This window comes from Agrobacterium sp. 22-214-1 (genome assembly GCF_053522465.1).
This window is the reverse complement of record NZ_JBNWCK010000001.1, coordinates 249,324-265,791: the sequence shown is the minus strand read 5'-3', so window position 1 is coordinate 265,791 and position 16,468 is coordinate 249,324. Positions and strand designations below refer to the sequence as shown.

General features: G+C 62.0%; 20 protein-coding genes. 14 read left to right on the top strand and 6 right to left on the bottom strand.

Translation table 11 applies throughout. From position 1 onward, the window contains the following. The first annotated feature begins 143 nt into the window (after positions 1-143). The 9 genes from ACQZ5G_RS01430 to arsH all read left to right on the top strand — a co-directional run bounded on the left by ACQZ5G_RS01430 (position 144) and on the right by arsH (position 5,454). Positions 144-944: a metallophosphoesterase gene (locus ACQZ5G_RS01430; RefSeq protein ID WP_448736773.1), complete on the top strand. Its 801-nt coding sequence runs from the start codon at positions 144-146 to the stop codon at positions 942-944. After that, positions 928-1,515 carry a papain-like cysteine protease family protein gene (locus ACQZ5G_RS01425; RefSeq protein ID WP_448736772.1) on the top strand — a complete coding sequence of 196 codons (588 nt, stop codon included), beginning with the start codon at positions 928-930 and terminating at the stop codon, positions 1,513-1,515. The genes ACQZ5G_RS01430 and ACQZ5G_RS01425 overlap by 17 nt, the downstream gene beginning before the upstream one ends. Positions 1,516-1,550: 35 nt before the next feature. Further along, entirely contained in the window at positions 1,551-2,093 is a 543-nt protein-coding gene (locus ACQZ5G_RS01420; RefSeq protein ID WP_448736771.1) for a hypothetical protein, read from the top strand. A gap of 214 nt (positions 2,094-2,307) precedes the next feature. Beyond that, a complete protein-coding gene (locus ACQZ5G_RS01415) occupies positions 2,308-2,670 on the top strand; it encodes an ArsR/SmtB family transcription factor (protein ID WP_448736770.1) in 363 nt (120 codons plus the stop codon). Then, positions 2,658-3,098, top strand: coding sequence for an arsenic resistance N-acetyltransferase ArsN2 (gene arsN2 / locus ACQZ5G_RS01410; RefSeq protein ID WP_448736769.1), 441 nt, complete (start codon positions 2,658-2,660; stop codon positions 3,096-3,098). The genes ACQZ5G_RS01415 and arsN2 overlap by 13 nt, the downstream gene beginning before the upstream one ends. A gap of 14 nt (positions 3,099-3,112) precedes the next feature. Beyond that, positions 3,113-3,640 carry an arsenate reductase ArsC gene (locus tag ACQZ5G_RS01405; protein WP_448736768.1) on the top strand — a complete coding sequence of 176 codons (528 nt, stop codon included), beginning with the start codon at positions 3,113-3,115 and terminating at the stop codon, positions 3,638-3,640. Further along, positions 3,637-4,332, top strand: coding sequence for an MIP/aquaporin family protein (locus ACQZ5G_RS01400; protein WP_448737067.1), 696 nt, complete (start codon positions 3,637-3,639; stop codon positions 4,330-4,332). The genes ACQZ5G_RS01405 and ACQZ5G_RS01400 overlap by 4 nt, the downstream gene beginning before the upstream one ends. Continuing rightward, on the top strand, positions 4,329-4,751 hold the full coding sequence (gene arsC / locus ACQZ5G_RS01395) for an arsenate reductase (glutaredoxin) (RefSeq protein WP_448736767.1): 423 nt from the start codon (positions 4,329-4,331) through the stop codon (positions 4,749-4,751). The genes ACQZ5G_RS01400 and arsC overlap by 4 nt, the downstream gene beginning before the upstream one ends. After that, a complete protein-coding gene (arsH, locus tag ACQZ5G_RS01390; protein ID WP_448736766.1) occupies positions 4,726-5,454 on the top strand; it encodes an arsenical resistance protein ArsH in 729 nt (242 codons plus the stop codon). The genes arsC and arsH overlap by 26 nt, the downstream gene beginning before the upstream one ends. A 3-nt stretch (positions 5,455-5,457) precedes the next feature. Here arsH and ACQZ5G_RS01385 read toward each other — a convergent pair whose 3' ends face one another. The 3 genes from ACQZ5G_RS01385 to ACQZ5G_RS01375 all read right to left on the bottom strand — a co-directional run bounded on the left by ACQZ5G_RS01385 (position 5,458) and on the right by ACQZ5G_RS01375 (position 7,932). Next, on the bottom strand, positions 5,458-6,291 hold the full coding sequence (locus ACQZ5G_RS01385) for a sulfite exporter TauE/SafE family protein (RefSeq protein WP_448737066.1): 834 nt from the start codon (positions 6,289-6,291) through the stop codon (positions 5,458-5,460). 74 nt (positions 6,292-6,365) lie between these two features. Further along, the gene (gene arsK, locus ACQZ5G_RS01380) at positions 6,366-7,577 is read right to left on the bottom strand and encodes an arsenite efflux MFS transporter ArsK (RefSeq protein ID WP_448736765.1); all 1,212 of its coding nucleotides are present in this window, start codon (positions 7,575-7,577) and stop codon (positions 6,366-6,368) included. Next, entirely contained in the window at positions 7,570-7,932 is a 363-nt protein-coding gene (locus tag ACQZ5G_RS01375; RefSeq protein ID WP_448736764.1) for an ArsR/SmtB family transcription factor, read from the bottom strand. The genes arsK and ACQZ5G_RS01375 overlap by 8 nt, the downstream gene beginning before the upstream one ends. A 42-nt stretch (positions 7,933-7,974) precedes the next feature. On the opposite strand from ACQZ5G_RS01375, the gene ACQZ5G_RS01370 reads away from it, so the two are divergent. From ACQZ5G_RS01370 to ACQZ5G_RS01350, 5 genes are all read left to right on the top strand, one after another. Further along, positions 7,975-8,487: a DUF6428 family protein gene (locus ACQZ5G_RS01370; protein ID WP_448736763.1), complete on the top strand. Its 513-nt coding sequence runs from the start codon at positions 7,975-7,977 to the stop codon at positions 8,485-8,487. Between the two features lie 217 nt (positions 8,488-8,704). Continuing rightward, positions 8,705-9,088: a hypothetical protein gene (locus ACQZ5G_RS01365; RefSeq protein WP_448736762.1), complete on the top strand. Its 384-nt coding sequence runs from the start codon at positions 8,705-8,707 to the stop codon at positions 9,086-9,088. Between the two features lie 132 nt (positions 9,089-9,220). After that, positions 9,221-9,619 (top strand): FixH family protein, encoded by a 399-nt coding sequence (locus ACQZ5G_RS01360; protein WP_448736761.1) that lies wholly within the window; start codon positions 9,221-9,223, stop codon positions 9,617-9,619. Further along, the gene (locus ACQZ5G_RS01355) at positions 9,616-11,049 is read left to right on the top strand and encodes an efflux RND transporter periplasmic adaptor subunit (RefSeq protein ID WP_448736760.1); all 1,434 of its coding nucleotides are present in this window, start codon (positions 9,616-9,618) and stop codon (positions 11,047-11,049) included. Before ACQZ5G_RS01360 ends, ACQZ5G_RS01355 begins: the two co-directional genes overlap by 4 nt. After that, positions 11,046-14,222: an efflux RND transporter permease subunit gene (locus ACQZ5G_RS01350; protein ID WP_448736759.1), complete on the top strand. Its 3,177-nt coding sequence runs from the start codon at positions 11,046-11,048 to the stop codon at positions 14,220-14,222. Before ACQZ5G_RS01355 ends, ACQZ5G_RS01350 begins: the two co-directional genes overlap by 4 nt. A gap of 138 nt (positions 14,223-14,360) precedes the next feature. Here ACQZ5G_RS01350 and ACQZ5G_RS01345 read toward each other — a convergent pair whose 3' ends face one another. The 3 genes from ACQZ5G_RS01345 to ACQZ5G_RS01335 all read right to left on the bottom strand — a co-directional run bounded on the left by ACQZ5G_RS01345 (position 14,361) and on the right by ACQZ5G_RS01335 (position 16,447). Then, positions 14,361-14,945 (bottom strand): cation transporter, encoded by a 585-nt coding sequence (locus ACQZ5G_RS01345; protein ID WP_448736758.1) that lies wholly within the window; start codon positions 14,943-14,945, stop codon positions 14,361-14,363. A gap of 155 nt (positions 14,946-15,100) precedes the next feature. Then, entirely contained in the window at positions 15,101-15,889 is a 789-nt protein-coding gene (locus tag ACQZ5G_RS01340) for a sulfite exporter TauE/SafE family protein (protein ID WP_448736757.1), read from the bottom strand. A 108-nt stretch (positions 15,890-15,997) separates the two neighbouring features. Continuing rightward, positions 15,998-16,447 (bottom strand): MerR family transcriptional regulator, encoded by a 450-nt coding sequence (locus tag ACQZ5G_RS01335; protein ID WP_448736756.1) that lies wholly within the window; start codon positions 16,445-16,447, stop codon positions 15,998-16,000. Positions 16,448-16,468: the final 21 nt, after the last annotated feature.

The following is a 16,468-nucleotide window of genomic DNA, read 5'->3' as shown; positions in this document are numbered from 1 at the left end:
TAAGGGAGGCCAAAACGGAGGCCGCAAATGCATCCGGAAGGATTCACCTCCCGTCAACCGTCCTGAGGTTCGACGGATTTTCGTAAAGGTTTCGCCAAGAATTTGCATGCGAGTTCTTCTCAGAAATCAGAGGCTTCACAATCTTGAGTAAGATTCATACCTTCGCGATCGGCGACATCCACGGTCGCGCCGATCTCCTCCGCGGCCTGCTTGACGGGATCTTGGAGCGGTCAGCACGGATCGGGTACGCGTACCGTATCGTATTCCTTGGCGACATCATCGACCGCGGTCCCGACAGCCGCGAAGCGATGAACCTCGTCTCGTCGACACTCAAGGAGATCCCCGATTCCCGGCTGGTTCTCGGAAATCACGATTCATTCGTCCTCCGCATTCTTGATGAACAGGATTTGGGCCGGAAACAGGCGCTTCTGCTTCACTGGATTACCAAAATGGGAGGCGCGGCCACCCTTGCCTCCTACGGTTTCGATTTCTCTAATGCCGACCTGGATCGGATTCTTGACGTGGTCGATGCCGATCACATCGCGATCCTGCGCGCTGCAGAGCAGTACGTTGAACTCGACAGGCACGTACTCGTGCATGCCGGACTCGAGCCGGGAGTTCCACTTTTCCGGCAGGATCCCTACAAGCTGATGTGGATCCGCGAGCCGTTCCTGAGCTTTACCGGATCCTTCGGAAAAACTGTCGTCCACGGCCACACGCCGACATTATCGATGATGGTTGAGAGTTTTCATCGCCGCATCGGTATCGACACAGGTGCTTTCGAAAGGAGCGTACTTTCGGCCATCCAAATTCTGCCGGACGGTTCCGAAAAGATACTTCAGTCAGTGGCTCCTGCCCGTGGCGTAGTCAAGGTGATCGACGGCGGCATCCTCGATCTCGGCAGCGGCCGAACCGCAAGCCTTGGTCATGCGAAAAATGCGTGAAGGCTTCAGGATTGTCACCACGGTATTCCAGTGGGTTTGCGACATTTATCGTCTTCCCGAGCGCGTGCGGTTCCCCAATCAGCTCGAGCTGGCCTTCGAGATGCAGACACAGAAGTGGAGCAATTGGTGCTGGGCCGCGACGGCGTCGAGCATCTCGCAATATTTCAACGGTGACGACCATGTGCCCCAGGAAGAGATCGTTGGGAGATCGCTTGGTCTTCCGCCACCTTGGGTACCCGACGAATCCTGGAACAGAGGCGAACGGATGCTGACAGGGCTCAGGATCGTTGGTTGCGACGGCGCGACGTATCCTGGAGCTGCCAGTTTTCGACAGGTCATGCGGCAACTGGATGGGGGGAACCCCGTATGCGTTCAGATCAAATGGCCTGCGGTTGGTAGACACGCTGTAGTGGTCCATGGATGCTGGCTTGATGAGGATGATGAGGATCACTTTCTGGTGGGCGATCCGTGTTTTGACTATTCGTTACCGGTACCAGGAAAGGAACTTCGAAGCGATTACCTTCAGCAGGGAGGTTGTTGGGTTCAGACCTATCACGTTCGAGCGCGATAAAAGCGGCGCAGGGAACTCGACAGAGGAGAGATAGAATGACGATTGGGATACTGGAGGCACCGAGTTCCGTCGGCGAAAAGTTCGATCGAGCAATGAGGATCCTAGCTGGCGTGCCCGGGCGAGATCGTACAGGCACGCAATATCGCCACATCGGGCCATTTCCGAAAAGGGTGCTTGAAGCTATCCCGCGGTCCGAAGCCGACCTCGCTTCTCCTTACGCCATGGGATGGCAGTACCTTCTTCATGACGAAGAAGGATTCGGTGTATTAGACATCAGCAACAAAGCAGATGGATCCTATAGTTCGTTTCGGCGCGGCAGCTTCGCGCTCGGCTATTTGGATGCACTCGAAGCCGCACAAGCCGAGGCTTCAGGCAGCCTGGACATGTGCGAGCTAGAGGTCGTAGAAATCCCCTCGGCTTTCACGCTTATTATCGCTATGAGGACGAAGGAGCTGAAGCTCTATCCCGCGTACTTCCGGGGTAAGCGTTTGAACCCTGCGACGAAAACCTTCGACGAGCTTCACACGCTGGGACCCGGCGACTTCCATGGAGACTACGCCGGCCCGACACCGACTTGATGCTGACTGGCAGACTTCCGATATCAAGCGAGCCGGCATCAGTGCATCAAGGCCGTTCACCATCGCTGACCCGCAGCTCAACTCGATCCCGCTCGGCGGCGATCACGCGCATAGTTCGCCGATAGCGCGAGTGACTTCTGCCTGTAGGACAATTTCAGCTCCACAATTCCGTCTGCGTCATTGACAGCAACAACATATCCGTTATTCTCGATATATGGAATCGAAGAACGCGATCGCGGCACTGGCCGCCCTGGCGCAGACAACGAGGCTTGAAACCTTCCGTCTGCTTGTGAAAGCCGAACCGGAAGGCATTCCGGCCGGCGAACTCGCACGGATGATGGACATCCCGCAGAATACGATGTCCGCGCACCTTGCGACGCTGGCGCGAGCGGGGATCGTCAAGAGCGAAAGACAGAGCCGCTCCATCATCTATAGTGCGGATCTTGAAGGCTTCCGCGAGCTGACCCTCTTCCTGCTGAAAGATTGCTGCGGCGGGAATGCGGACCTGTGCGCACCTCTGATCGCCGATCTCACGCCCTGCTGCTCGCCGGGGAACTCGCAACCATGCGCGAACTGAAGCTAGAACCAATTCCGGTCTCCGATGCGCTCCGAGCAGCGCTGACATCCGCGGGACTTCTGATCGACGACCTGGACGGTTCGGACCGCAGCTATTTCGCCTTCGTCGCCGCTGATCGCCGCGTGGTTGGCTACTCCGGTATCGAGACGTGCGATAACGACGCCGTCCTCCGTCGCTCGGTCGTAGTTCTTCCCGAGTACCGATCGCAGGGGTACGGGCGGCATCTGGTCGAGGCGACTCTCGCCAGGACATCCCCCTCGGGCGAGGTCTATCTCGCCACGACGAGTGCCGCGTCCTTCTTCGAATCCATTGGCTTCACCTCCGTCCAGCGCGACCAGGTGCCGCCGGCGATCCTTTCCACCCGCCAACTGTCGGGCCTCTGCCCGGCGTCGGCGACGATAATGAGACTGAACAGGCCACCGACCTAACACGGACGAAAACCATGACCGACAAGACCTATAACGTGCTCTTCCTGTGCACGGGCAATTCCGCACGTTCCATCCTCGCCGAATCCATCCTCAACAAAGAAGGTGGCGGACGCTTCAAGGCGTATTCCGCCGGCAGCCAGCCGAAAGGCGAAGTGAATCCTCATGCACTGAAGGAGCTGGAAGCGCTCGGCTATCCCTCGACGGGCTTCTCGTCGAAAAGCTGGGACGTCTTCGCCGATGCAGGCGCTCCGGAGATGGACTTCATCTTCACCGTCTGCGACAGCGCCGCCGGCGAGGCCTGCCCCGTCTGGATCGGTCATCCCATGACGGCGCATTGGGGCGTCGAGGATCCGGCTGCCGTCGTCGGCACGGAAGTAGAAATCCAGCGCGCCTTTGCCCAGGCCGCCCGCTTCCTGAAGAACCGCATCACCGCCTTCATCAACCTGCCGCTGGCCTCTATCGACCGCATGGCACTCGAGCAGCACGTCCGCCAGATCGGCTCGATGGAAGGCGCCAGCCTCAAGCAGCCCAAGGCAAGCTGATGGGCTACGATCTGCAACGTCGACTCGTCGCCGAAGCTCTCGGGACCGCCATGCTGGTCGCAACCGTGGTCGGCTCCGGTATCATGGCGGCATCGCTGACGAAGGATGTCGGACTGGCGCTGCTGGGCAACACTCTGGCGACGGGCGCCATTCTGGTTGTGCTAATCACCGTGCTCGGACCGATATCAGGCGCTCACTTCAACCCGGCGGTGTCCCTGATATTCTCGATCTCCCGATCGCTGCCGAAGCGTGACTTCGGCGGATACGTCGCCGCCCAGATCGTCGGCGGCGTGATCGGCACCCTGGTCGCGCATCTAATGTTCGACCTGCCGCTGATCGAGCTGTCGACTAAGATTCGGACCGGGGGCGCACAATGGTTCTCCGAGGGAGTCGCGACCTTCGGGTTGGTGGCCACCATCCTCGCCGGCATTAAATTCGAGCAACGGGCGGTGCCGTGGCTGGTCGGGCTCTATATCACTGCCGCCTACTGGTTCACGGCCTCGACGTCCTTCGCCAATCCCGCGGTCGCGCTCGCCAGGTCATTTACCGACACCTTCTCCGGCATCCGTCCTCTCGATCTGCCCGGCTTCTGGGCCGCGGAGATTGTGGGCGCAGTCGCGGCCCTCTCCCTGTTCACCTGGCTCCTGCAGCCAAGCGCGTCATCAACCGTATCGTCAGAGGCAAAGCTATGAACGTCACCATCTACCACAATCCCGAATGCGGGACCTCGCGCAACACGCTGGAGATGATCCGCAACGCTGGCATCGAGCCGACGGTTATCGAGTATCTCAAGACCCCGCCATCCCGCGCCGAGCTGGTAAAGATGATTGCCGATGCCGGGCTGACCGTCCGGCAGGCGATCCGCGAGAAGGGAACGCCCTACGCTGAACTCGGACTAGACGACCCTGCCCTGACCGACGATCAGTTGCTGGACGCGATGCTCAAGGATCCGATCCTGATCAACCGTCCGTTCGTCGTCACACCCCTCGGCACGCGCCTGAGCCGTCCGTCCGAAGTGGTGCTCGACATCCTCCCGGACACGCACAAGGGTGCCTTCACCAAGGAAGATGGCGAGAAGGTTCTCGATGAGGAAGGAAAGCGCATTGTCTGAGACATTTCCCGCGCTTGAGGAACGGCATCTACATCAGCCGGACACCGGTGCGCTCCGCCCGCGGTTCTCGACCCACAGACCGCGCATCCTGATCCTCTACGGATCGCTCAGGGAGGTTTCCTACAGTCGCCTCCTCGCCCACGAGGCCCGCCGCCTGCTTGAGCGGCTGGGCTGCGAGGTCAGGGTCTTCAATCCCAAGGGGCTGCCGCTGCCGGACGAAGCTCCCGTGAGCCATCCCAAGGTGCAGGAACTCCGCGAGCTTTCCGAGTGGTCCGAAGGCCAGGTGTGGGTCAGCCCCGAGCGCCATGGCGCAATGACTGGGGTCATGAAGTCCCAGATCGACTGGATTCCGCTAGCCGTCGGCTCGGTGCGTCCGACCCAGGGAAAGACACTTGCGGTGATGCAGGTGTCAGGCGGGTCGCAGTCGTTCAACGCGGTCGGCCAGCTCCGCATCCTCGGCCGCTGGATGCGGATGATCACGATCCCCAATCAGTCTTCCGTCGCCAAGGCCTATCAGGAGTTCGATGGAGACGGACGAATGAAGCCGTCCTCCTACTATGACCGCGTGGTCGATGTCTGCGAAGAGTTGGTGAAGTTCACCCTGCTGACCCGCGATGCCTCGTCCTACCTGACCAACCGCTACAGCGAGCGGAAGGAAGACGCGGCCAAGCTCGAACAGCGGGTGCAGTTGAAGTCGATCTGACGGCTACTTGTGTCGCCAGACCTTGATGGCGGACAGAAGCAGGATCACGGCGAGCGCGGGCAGAAGTACCGCGTTCGGAACGATCCCGAGCAGTCGGCCGCCGATAAATGTGCCGACGATCGATCCCGCGGCCATGACAAGCAGGAACGCCTTGTTGCGGTCGAGCACAGAGAAGCTTTGGTCCCGGCTGTATCGGGTGAAACCAACGAGCATTGTTGGCAGGCTGACCGCGAGCGACAGCGATCCCGCCAGCTTTATGTCGCATCCGAACAAGAGAATGAGAGTTGGAATCAGCAGCTCGCCCCCCGCTACCCCGAGAAGCGAGGCGACGACGCCAATCACGAATCCTGCGACGATGCCCGTCAGGAACTGGGTGCCGCCCGTCAGCAGCGGCTGTCCGGCGGCGGCGTCGTTGCCGACCATCAGGATGACCGCAATTGCAATCAGAAGCCCCGCGATTACCTTGTAGAGAGTTTCGGACCTCAGGCGTGTCGCCCACCCAGCGCCGAACCATGCACCCGCAAGGCTTCCAGCCAGCAGGTTGACCACGATCTGCCAATGCGATCGAATCTCGCTGAAAGGCACAGTCGCCGCACGAAAGGGCAGAGCCGACGCCACTACCACCAGGCTCATCGCCTTGTTGAGAATGACGGCCTCAAGGGCCGCAAAGTTGAAGATGCCGATCAGGAGCGGAAGCCGGAATTCCGCCCCGCCCAATCCGATAAGACCTCCCAACGCGCCGATCACCGCTCCGCCTGTGAAGGCCGCGGGCTTGCTGCGGGAAACAGTTGGTTCGGCCGCGTCCATCTCGTTATCTCTCCGAAGATATCTCGACATCCTTATGCTGATGTGCGCGAGCATCCGCAAGTGTAGGTGGGGCTTTGGCAGGTCGCTCGTCGTGTGTGAACTGTTCACTCCGCGGCGACAGTCTCCCGACGAGAGGTTGCCGCAACGCTGACAAATGCAGCCATGCCCACCGTCCCAAGCGCCGCGGTAGCGAATAGGGACAGACCGATGCCGAGCTGCTCCATTGCCATTGCGAAGACGAAAGGCGCGGCAGCTCCCAACGCAAGCCTCGCCGCGGCCATCTTGCCCGTGATCGCTCCGTAGCCGTCGCTCCCGAACAGATACAGCGGGAGGCTGCCCTGCGCGATGGAATTGATCCCCGACCCCAGACCAAGGCAGATCGCGAACGCGACAGCGCCCGGCAGCCAGCTTCCGCTCAGGCCGAGGATCACGATGCCAGTGACCATGAGCGCAGCCGAGATGACCGCAAGCAAAGGCGGCGACAGTCGTGTTCCGAAGATCATGTTGATCAGGCGGCTCAGAACCTGAGCGGGGCCGAACAGCGAGCCGATGACCACCGCGGCTGTCCCGAGGCCGAGATTCCCGAGCATGGGAACCATATGTGCGAGGATCGAAGCCAGCGTGAACCCGAGGATTGCGAAGGCGGCCGAAACAACGACCATCGCACCCCGGCGCGCTGCCGGCGCGATCGCGCCGATCACCCGCTCACGTTCGCGGACGGTTCCGTTGGCGCTCGCCGCCTTTCCCTTCCGCATCATCCAGAAATGAAAAGGCATGCAGACGACCAGATTGAGCGCCGCGAACACCAGATAGATTTCCCGCCATGACAGGTATCCCATCAGGGCCGCCGAGATCGGCCAGAAGATGGTGGAGGCGAAACCGCCGATGAGCGTCAGGTAGGTGATGCTCCGGGAAGCCGTCTTGGGATCGCTTTCGACAAGCGCCGCGAAGGCTGCCTGGTACTGAACCATTCCAGAGGCGATTTCGAGCAGGACGATGGCGAGCGCGAATACCGCTATCGATGGCGACCACGCGCAAAGGGCGAGCGTAAGCGCCGAGAGAAGCGAGCCAACGGTCAGGACGGTCGCCGCCCCGATCCTGTCCATCTGCTTCCCGATCATCGGTGCCGACAGTCCCCCGACGAATAGCGAGACCGAGAAGACGCCGAAGACCTGCTCGAGTGTCACGCCGAGGTCCTTCGCCATGCCGGGCGCGAGGATCGAAAACGAGTAGTAGAGCGTCCCGTAGCCGATGATCTGCGTCAGGCCGAGGGCGGAGATCGTCGCGAGCGAAATCGCGTTCCTGGCTTCACGCATGCTGGTTGGCTTCCGGCTGTTCGGCGGAGCAGCAGTCCCCCTCGCTGGGAGCAACGCCGAGCACCCGCGGATGGCCGGCGCAGCAGTCGTGCATGAGGAAGGTTACGAGTCCGGAGAGCGCATCGTAATCGGCGCTGTAGAGGATCGAGCGGGACTCTCTCCTCTGGGCGATCAGCCCCGAGCGTTCGAGTTCCTTGAGGTGGAAGGAGATGTTGGATGGGGAGACGCCCATCTTCTCGGCAATGGCTCCGGCAGCCATCCCCTCCGGACCCGCGACGACCAGGGTGCGCACCACCGCTAGACGGGTTTCCTGCGACAGCGCCGCGAATGACATGAGGGCTTGACGTTCATCCATATTTCAATATTCCTTGAAGGATCGAAACAAGGAGTAGCGCAGATGAACGCGATCGACAAGACACTTTCGACCGACATCACGCTCGGCCATCTTCTGGATGCCCTGGAGGCCGCGCCTGACTCACCTCTCGTCTTCCAATACGACGGTCGTCCGGTGAAGGCGGGCTATCACGTGACCGAGGTGAAGGCGGGCCAGTTCTCGGCCCTCGACTGCGGGGCCAATCCTGAAGCCTGGTCGGAGATCTTCGTGCAGCTCTGGGATATCGACGAAGATGGGCGGACTCACATGCCTGCCGGGAAGTTCGCTGCGATCATCCGGAAGGTGTCGGATCATGTTCAGCTTGATGCGTCCGCAAAGCTTACGTTTGAGGTCAGCGACGGCGTGAGGCCGATGGCTCTGTATTGTGCCGGGTCGCCTCGCTTGAAGGGAGGCTCCTTCGAGGTCATCCTCGATGCCCGGCCATCGAGCTGCAAACCACGCGACCGATGGCTGGCCGAAGAAAAGGCGAAGACTGCGTGCTGCGGCCCGTCGTCCGGCACAAACTGCTGCGCCTGACCGCACATCCGCTGAGAACAGAGCCGGGCACAGCGCCAGACCTTCCTACCATCAAGGCTGGAACCGAGGCGCATGTGCGAAGGATTGGATGGTGTGTTTCCAGGATTGCGGCCTTTCGCTGAAGAGCGCGAGGATCTCTGCATCGCCCATTGTCTGCGACAACACATCTCCGTGAACCCGGCTTCCAATACCGCAAGCGGCGTGCCAGTATCGAACCATGAATCTCCTGAGGGCCATCCATCGCCTGTTTCTGATTGTCGCCATGCTTGCGGTCGTCGTCGGCCCGGCTAGCATTGGGCTGGCAACCAGTGCGATGGCCTCCTCCGGTCACGCGATGGACGCGCGCATGGGCAACGGCATGTCCGGCATGAAGATGTCGGAGGAGATGCCCTGCTGCCCCGAACAGCAGCCAGTCAAGTCGGACTGCGCCAAGGGCTGCCCGCTCGCCTTGGTCTGCACGACCTCGATCTTCGCCCATTCCCCGGAAAGCCACGGCTGGTCGTTCGCGATCTCGTGGGAGTCCCACCGCTACGACCTGATGCCCGCGTCGCAACCGACCTCGGCTCTGGTCGAACCTCCGGCGCGACCTCCGAAAGCCTGATCTCAGTTCAACCTTGAAACACATTGCGGTTCAGGCCGGATGCCAGAGTGCGTCTGCTTGGATCCGATGGCTATCGAATTTTGAACCCGAGGGCGCGATCCGCAGATCCGTCTCGAGAAGAGATCACGAATCATGAACAAGACTTCCTTTTCAGCAGGAGCGATGCTCCTCGCCGGTGCCCTGCTTTCTCCCGCCGTTTCCTTCGCAGCAGCGCAGGACTACGAGTTCCAGCCGGTTTCGGCCAACGTCAAGCAGGGCTCGGGATCACCCGTCGCCGTCCGGCTGATCGACAAGCGGACGGGCAAACCCGTTCCCGACGCCGTCATCTTCACCACCCGGATGGACATGGCCCCCGAGGGCATGGAGATGATGACGACTCCGGTTGAGGCTGCCAGCTCTACGGAGCCCGGCGTTTACGCCTTCAAGTCCGACTTCAGCATGGCGGGGGGCTGGCGCTTCAAGATCGCCGCCAAGGTCCAGGGCGAGCCCGACACAGTCGAGGGCGAAGTCGTCCTCAAGGCCGCGCCTTGAACACGCCATCGCGCGTGGCAGTCACGCTCTCCCTCGCCGTACTGGTCGGCGGGGGAGGCTATTGGGCTGGCACGAAACACCTGGGATCCGTCCTCGGGTCCAATCTGGCGGAGACGGCGCTCGCCACGCCTGTGGCTGTCAGGCCTCCTCCAGCGGGCGCGGTCATCTACTACCGTCATCCGGACGGCCTTCCGCAGTTTTCGGCAACGCCGAAGACCGCCGCCGACGGCCGACCGTTCGTGGCCGTGCATGCCAGCGAGGACATCAGCTTCGATGACAAGGCGAAGGCTGTCGCTGAAGCCCAGCAGGCAGAACCCGAAGCCGCCGCCACGCAGGGGAAGATCCTCTACTACCGCAATCCGATGGGACTGCCGGACACCTCGAAGGTGCCGAAGAAGGATTCTATGGGCATGGACTACCTTCCCGTCTACGAGGGCGAGCAGTCCGACACCTCGACCGTCAAGGTCTCGCTTGGCAAGCTGCAGCGCACGGGTGTGAAGACCGCGGTGGCGGAGATGGCCAGCATCGGCCGCAAGGTGCGGGTGCCGGGCACCGTGGCGCTGGACGAGCGCCTCGTCAGCATCATCTCGATGCGGACGGATTCATTCCTCGATGATGTCGCCGATGTCACGACGGGCGACCACATCTCCAAGGGAGAGAAGCTCTTCGGTTTCTATTCCAGGGAGATCGCCACCGCCGCGTCGGAATACGCGGCCGGACGTGATGGTTCGCGCGGCGGCAACGATGCCGGCTCGGCGCTGCGGCTGAAGAATCTCGGTGTCCCTCAGGAGATCATTGACGAGATCGGCCGGACCCGGCAGGTGCCCACGAGCATGAGCTACACCTCGCCGCGCGACGGCATCGTTCTCGAGCGCCCGGCGATGACCGGCATGATGGTCAAGCCCGGCGACGACCTGTTCCGCATCGCGGACACTTCCAACATGTGGGTGATCGCCGACGTTCCCGAGTACGACCTTGCCTCCGTCGACATTGGCGCGAAGGCGGATGTCACGGTCCGCAGCCTTCCTGGCCGAACCTTCCACGGCACCGTCGACCTCGTCTATCCCGAGGTGGAGACACAGACACGGACGACCAAGGTCCGCATCGAGCTTCCCAATCCGGACGGTGTTCTCCTCGCCAACATGTACGCCGACGTTACGATCGAGGCGGGTTCGCCGAATCCGGTCATCGCCGTCCCCAACAGCGCCATCGTCGACACCGGTGATCGGCAGGTGGTGTTCCTCGACAAGGGCGACGGAAAGTTCGAGCCGAAGAACGTCACGCTCGGTGTCCGAGGCGACGACAGCACCGAAATCCGGCAGGGTGTCTCCGCCGGCGACAAGGTGGTCGTCTCCGCCAACTTCCTGCTCGATGCCGAAAGCAACCTGAACTCGGCGCTCAGCGCCATGACCGAGGAGGCCAAGCCATGATCTCTCGCGTCATCTCCTGGTCCGCCCACAATCTTGTGCTGATCTTCGTGGGCGCGGCGCTCGCAATCGCGGGCGGCATCTATGCGCTGCGGTCCCTCCCCCTCGACGCTATCCCCGACCTCTCAGACGTGCAGGTCATCGTCTACACCGAGTATCCCGGCCAGGCCCCGCAGGTGGTCGAAGACCAGGTGACCTATCCGCTGACGACCTCGATGCTGACCGTGCCGAAGTCGAAGGTCGTGCGCGGCTTTTCCTTCTTCGGCGTGTCCTTCGTCTACGTGATCTTCGACGACGGCACCGATCCCTATTGGGCGCGCAGCCGCGTGCTGGAATACCTCAACGCCGCGCAGAGCCGCCTGCCGCAGGGTGTCGCGCCGACGCTCGGCCCCGACGCGACGGGTGTCGGCTGGGTCTACCAGTACGCCGTCGTCGCCAAGGAGCTGTCGCTCGCGGAACTGAGGTCGCTGCAGGACTGGGTGGTGCGCTTCGCCGTCTCGAAGTCCGAAGGCGTGTCCGAAGTCGCCAGCGTCGGCGGTTTCGTCAAACAGTATTCTGTTGTCATCGACCCCGCCCGCCTGAGGGCGCAGGGTGTTTCACTCAACGATGTCGCCAATGCCGTCCGCGCCAGCAACACCGATGTCGGCGGACGCACGCTCGAGCTTTCGGAGTTCGAGTTCATGGTGCGTGGCCGCGGCTACCTCAAGGGCATCCCCGACATCGAGAACATCGTCCTGAAGAGCCAGAACGGCGTTCCGCTCAAGCTCGGCGACGTCGCGAGGGTGGAATTGGTTCCGGACGAGCGGCGTGGCATCACCGAACTCAACGGCGAAGGCGAAATCGCCAGCGGCATCGTCCTGCAGAGGTTCGGGGCCAATGCCCTCACCGTCATCGACAACGCCAAGAAGAGTCTCGATTCCATCAAGAGCAGTCTTCCGGCAGGCACCGAGATCGTCCCCGTCTACGACCGCTCGACATTGATCGAGGCGGCGATCGAGACCCTGAAGGGCACGCTGGTGGAGGAGTCCATCGTCGTCGCTCTGGTGACGATCGCCTTCCTTCTGCACGTCCGCAGCGCTCTCGTCGCGATCATCATGCTGCCCGTCGGCATCCTGATGGCCTTCATCGCCATGAGACTGCTGGGCCTCGGCGCGAACATCATGAGCCTCGGCGGCATCGCCATCGCCATCGGCGCGATGATCGATGCGGCAATCGTCATGATCGAGAACGCCCACAAGCATCTGGAGCGGGCGCCGCCGGACAAGCCGAGGATCGACATCCTCGTCGAGGCCGCCAGCGAGGTCGGCCCGGCGCTCTTCTTCAGCCTACTGATCATCACCGTGTCGTTCCTGCCGATCTTCACTCTGGAATCGCAGGAAGGCCGCCTGTTCGGCCCTCTCGCCTTCACCAAGACCTTCTCGATGGCGGCGGCCGCACTGCTGTCGGTGACGCTGGTTCCTGCGCTGATGGTGCTCTTCGTCCGGGGACATATCGTCCCCGAGCACAAGAACCCCCTGAACCGATTCCTCATTTGGATCTACCGTCCGGTCATCTCGGGCGTATTGCGGGTGAAGACCCTGACCATACTGGCGGCCATGGTGATCCTCGGGGTCACTATCTGGCCGGTCCAGCATATCGGCAGCGAGTTCATGCCCAATCTCGACGAGGGCACGCTGATGTATATGCCGACCACCCTGCCCGGCATCTCCGTCACCAAGGCGGCGGAGCTGATGCAGACGCAGGACCGCATCATCAAGTCCTTCCCCGAGGTGCAGAGCGTCTTCGGCAAGGCGGGGCGTGCACTGACCGCCACCGACCCGGCACCGACGGAGATGTTCGAGACCATCATCACCCTCAAACCGAAGTCGGAATGGCGGCCGGGCATGACCGTCGACAGCCTGAAGCAGGAGATGGATGCCGCCCTGCAGTTCCCCGGCGTCTCCAACGCCTGGACGATGCCGATCCGCGCCCGCATCGACATGCTGTCGACCGGGATCAGGACACCTGTCGGGGTGAAGGTCTACGGCACCGATCTCGGCGAGATGGAGAAGATCGCCCGCCAGATCGAGAGCGTGCTGAAGACGATCCCCGGAACGTCGAGCGCATATGCCGAGCGGGTCATCGGCGGCTACTATCTCGACATCGTGCCGGACCGCACCTCGCTCGGCCGCTACGGACTGACGATCAAGGACGTTCAGGACGTCGTTGGCATGGCGCTCGGCTCCGAGGTCGTCACCTCGACCGTCGAAGGCCGGGAACGCTATGGGGTGGCCGTTCGCTATCCGAGAGCCTCCCGCAGCGATCCGCAGTCGATCGCCAGGGACGTGCAGATATCGCTGCCCGGAGGGGGAACGGTGCCTCTCGGCGAAGTGGCCGATGTCAAGCTCACGCGCGGAGCGACGACCATCCGCACGGAGAACGGCCAGCTCGCCGTCTTCATCTATGTCGACATCGCCAACCGCGATCTCGGCGGCTACGTCACCGAAGCCCAGCAGGCGGTCGCCAAAAGCGTTCAGATGCCGCCCGGCTATTCCGTCGCATGGAGCGGCCAGTTCGAATATCTCGAACGGGCCGAGGCGAGGCTCGCCATCGTCGTCCCCCTAACGCTGGCGCTGATCTTCCTCCTGCTCTACCTGAACTTCAAGGCGCTCACCGAGACGATGATCGTCATGCTGTCCCTGCCCTTCGCGCTGGTCGGCGGCATCTGGCTGATGTGGTGGATGGGGTTCAACGCCTCCGTCGCCGTCGCCGTCGGCTTCATTGCGCTTGCGGGCGTGGCGGCCGAGACAGGCGTGATCATGCTGATCTATCTCGACCACGCCCTGAAGGAACAGCGCGAAGCCTGTGAAAAGGAAGGCCGCTCCTTCTCGAAGCTGGATCTCAACCGGGCGATCATGGTTGGCGCGGTCGAGCGCGTTCGTCCGAAGATGATGACCGTCGTCGCAATCATGGCTGGCCTCGTGCCGATCCTGTGGAGGACCGGTACGGGATCGGAGATCATGCAGCGCATCGCGGTGCCGATGATCGGCGGCATGGTGTCGTCGACGCTGCTGACACTGATCGTCATCCCGGCAGTCTACGGACTGGTCAAGGGCTGGCGGCTTCCTGCGACGGCGGCCGAGATCGGCCAGTCGGTCACCGAAGAGGATGATCGTGGCCTGCAGGCCGCAGAGTAGCAAGCAGGGTGTGAAAGTTGATCTGGCGAACCGAATTCTACCTTCGCCAGATCGGCGACCCCATACCGCGTAGAGGATCCCGTCGATCTCTCTCGCACTTTGCCATTCGTGCCGCAGAAGAGCCACTCGCGCTGGCCTTCAGGCGGCAGCACCATGCTCGCTTCTGGCAGCCGTCCAGACCTCGCGCGCCGCGTCGGCGTTCATGGCGGCGATGGCAATACCGACGATCAGGTCCGGCCAGGCGGAGTTCCAGAGAAATGCTGTGACGAGACCCGCTGCGATGATGGCGATATTCGCGACCGCGTCGTTGCGGGCGGAGAGAAACCCAGCGCGGGTAAGGCTGCCACCATGCTCGCGGAAGCGGACCAACATCATGGCGCAGGAGAGATTGATTGCGAGAGCGCCGAGGCCCGCCAGCGACAGCGGCAGCGGCTCCGGCGCAACAGGATCCATGAACTTCTGCCAGGCCGTCCAGACCGTCGCCAGCCCAGGAACAAGCAGGATCGCAGCCAGGGCCATGCCGACTCGGGCGCGATTGCGGGCGCTCCAGCCGAGCGCCATCAAGATCAGGAGGTTCACCGAAGCGTCTTCGAGAAAATCCACGCTGTCGGCAAAGAGGGATACCGAGCCGATGGACAACGCTACCGCGAATTCAACGCCGAAATAGCCGAGGTTCAGAAACGCCACGCGTTTGACGACGTCGCTGAGAGTGATGTCCGCCATGCCCTATCTCCAGCGCGCCGTCGACTCGTTTATCCAGCCTCGCGACGCTCACCCTATAACACTCCTCAACCGGGCAGAAGCAAGATCCGGAACCTCTCCTCGTCGCCATGATGACACGCCTGGTCCCGATCCTTCGAAGGCTGGATCCTTGGTATCTATTCGTGCCTCCACACCTTGAATGCGGACACAACAAGGATAAGCGACAAGACCAGGAGCAGGATTTCCGCGTCGACTAGGCCCAGCAGCAGACTGCCGACAAAAGCCCCGATGATTGAGCCTGCCGCCATGGCGACGGCAAATCCCGCCTTCTCGTTGATCACCGAAAAGCTTCCGTCGCGGCTATACCGTGCAAATCCCACCAGCATTGTCGGGAGGCTGATCGCAAGAGAGAGACTTCCCGCGAGCTTGATGTCTACGCCGAAGAGCAGGATCAGCGTCGGAATGAGCAGCTCGCCGCCAGCGACACCCATCAATGCCGCCACGACGCCGATCGCGAATCCCGCGGCAACGCCCGCAACGATTTGAGTAGGACCCGCCAACGGTGGTGCTTCCTGCCCGTGCAGGCCGTGCCCAAATAGCAGGACAACAGCGATCACCACCAGGAGCACGGAGATGGTACGGAACAGGGTCTTCGATTTAAGCTTCGTCGCCCAGTCGGCGCCAAACCATGCCCCGAGCAGGCTGCCGGCCAGGATGTTCACCAATATCGGCCACGACGCGGCAACATCCTCGAATGGCACCGACGACCCCCGAAACGGCAACGAGAACGCGACCACGATCAGGCTCATCGCCTTGTTCATGATGACGGCCGAAAGCGCTCCGAAACCATAGACGCCGATTAGAAGCGGGAGACGGAACTCCGCCCCACCCAGGCCGATCAGACCGCCCAACGTCCCCACCAAAGCGCCGCCGGCGAAAGCCGCGGTTTTCCCATTGTTCGACACGATTGATTCTCCGTCGACCGGAATGGTCGCGAATGCTTATCTCAGGCCGTATCGGTTGGAAATAAAGATGCAGCGAACGAGCGTCCGTCCTCCGGAAATTCGAAGCGCCTACGCTCCCCCACAGCAGGATCGCGGCCTCGACCCGGCGAGGTCCTTGAAGATGATGCAGTCGCTTCCGGGACCGCCTGCGCAGGCCTCGTTGCATTGCCTGACGAAGGCCGCAAGGCGCGTCTCCAGAGCGCGTAGTTCCTCCAGCTTCTGCCTGACCTGGTCCAGATGGGCCTGAGCGATATCGCGCGTCTCGCTGCAGTCCCTTTCCCGGCTGATCGAGAGGTCCATCAGCCCTCGCACCTGTTCGATCCCGAAGCCAAAGTCCCGACACTGCTTGATGAAGGTCAGCCGCGAGAGGTCGGCCTCCTCGTAGTGCCGCTGCCCCGACGCGGAGCGCCGCGCCTTCGGGATCAGGCCGATCTCCTCGTAGAACCGGATGGTCGGCGCGGTCACGCCCGATGCCTTGGCGAGGGCTCCGATGGTGAACACGGGGATGTGAACGTTCATGGTGATCTTGCTCCTTGCCCT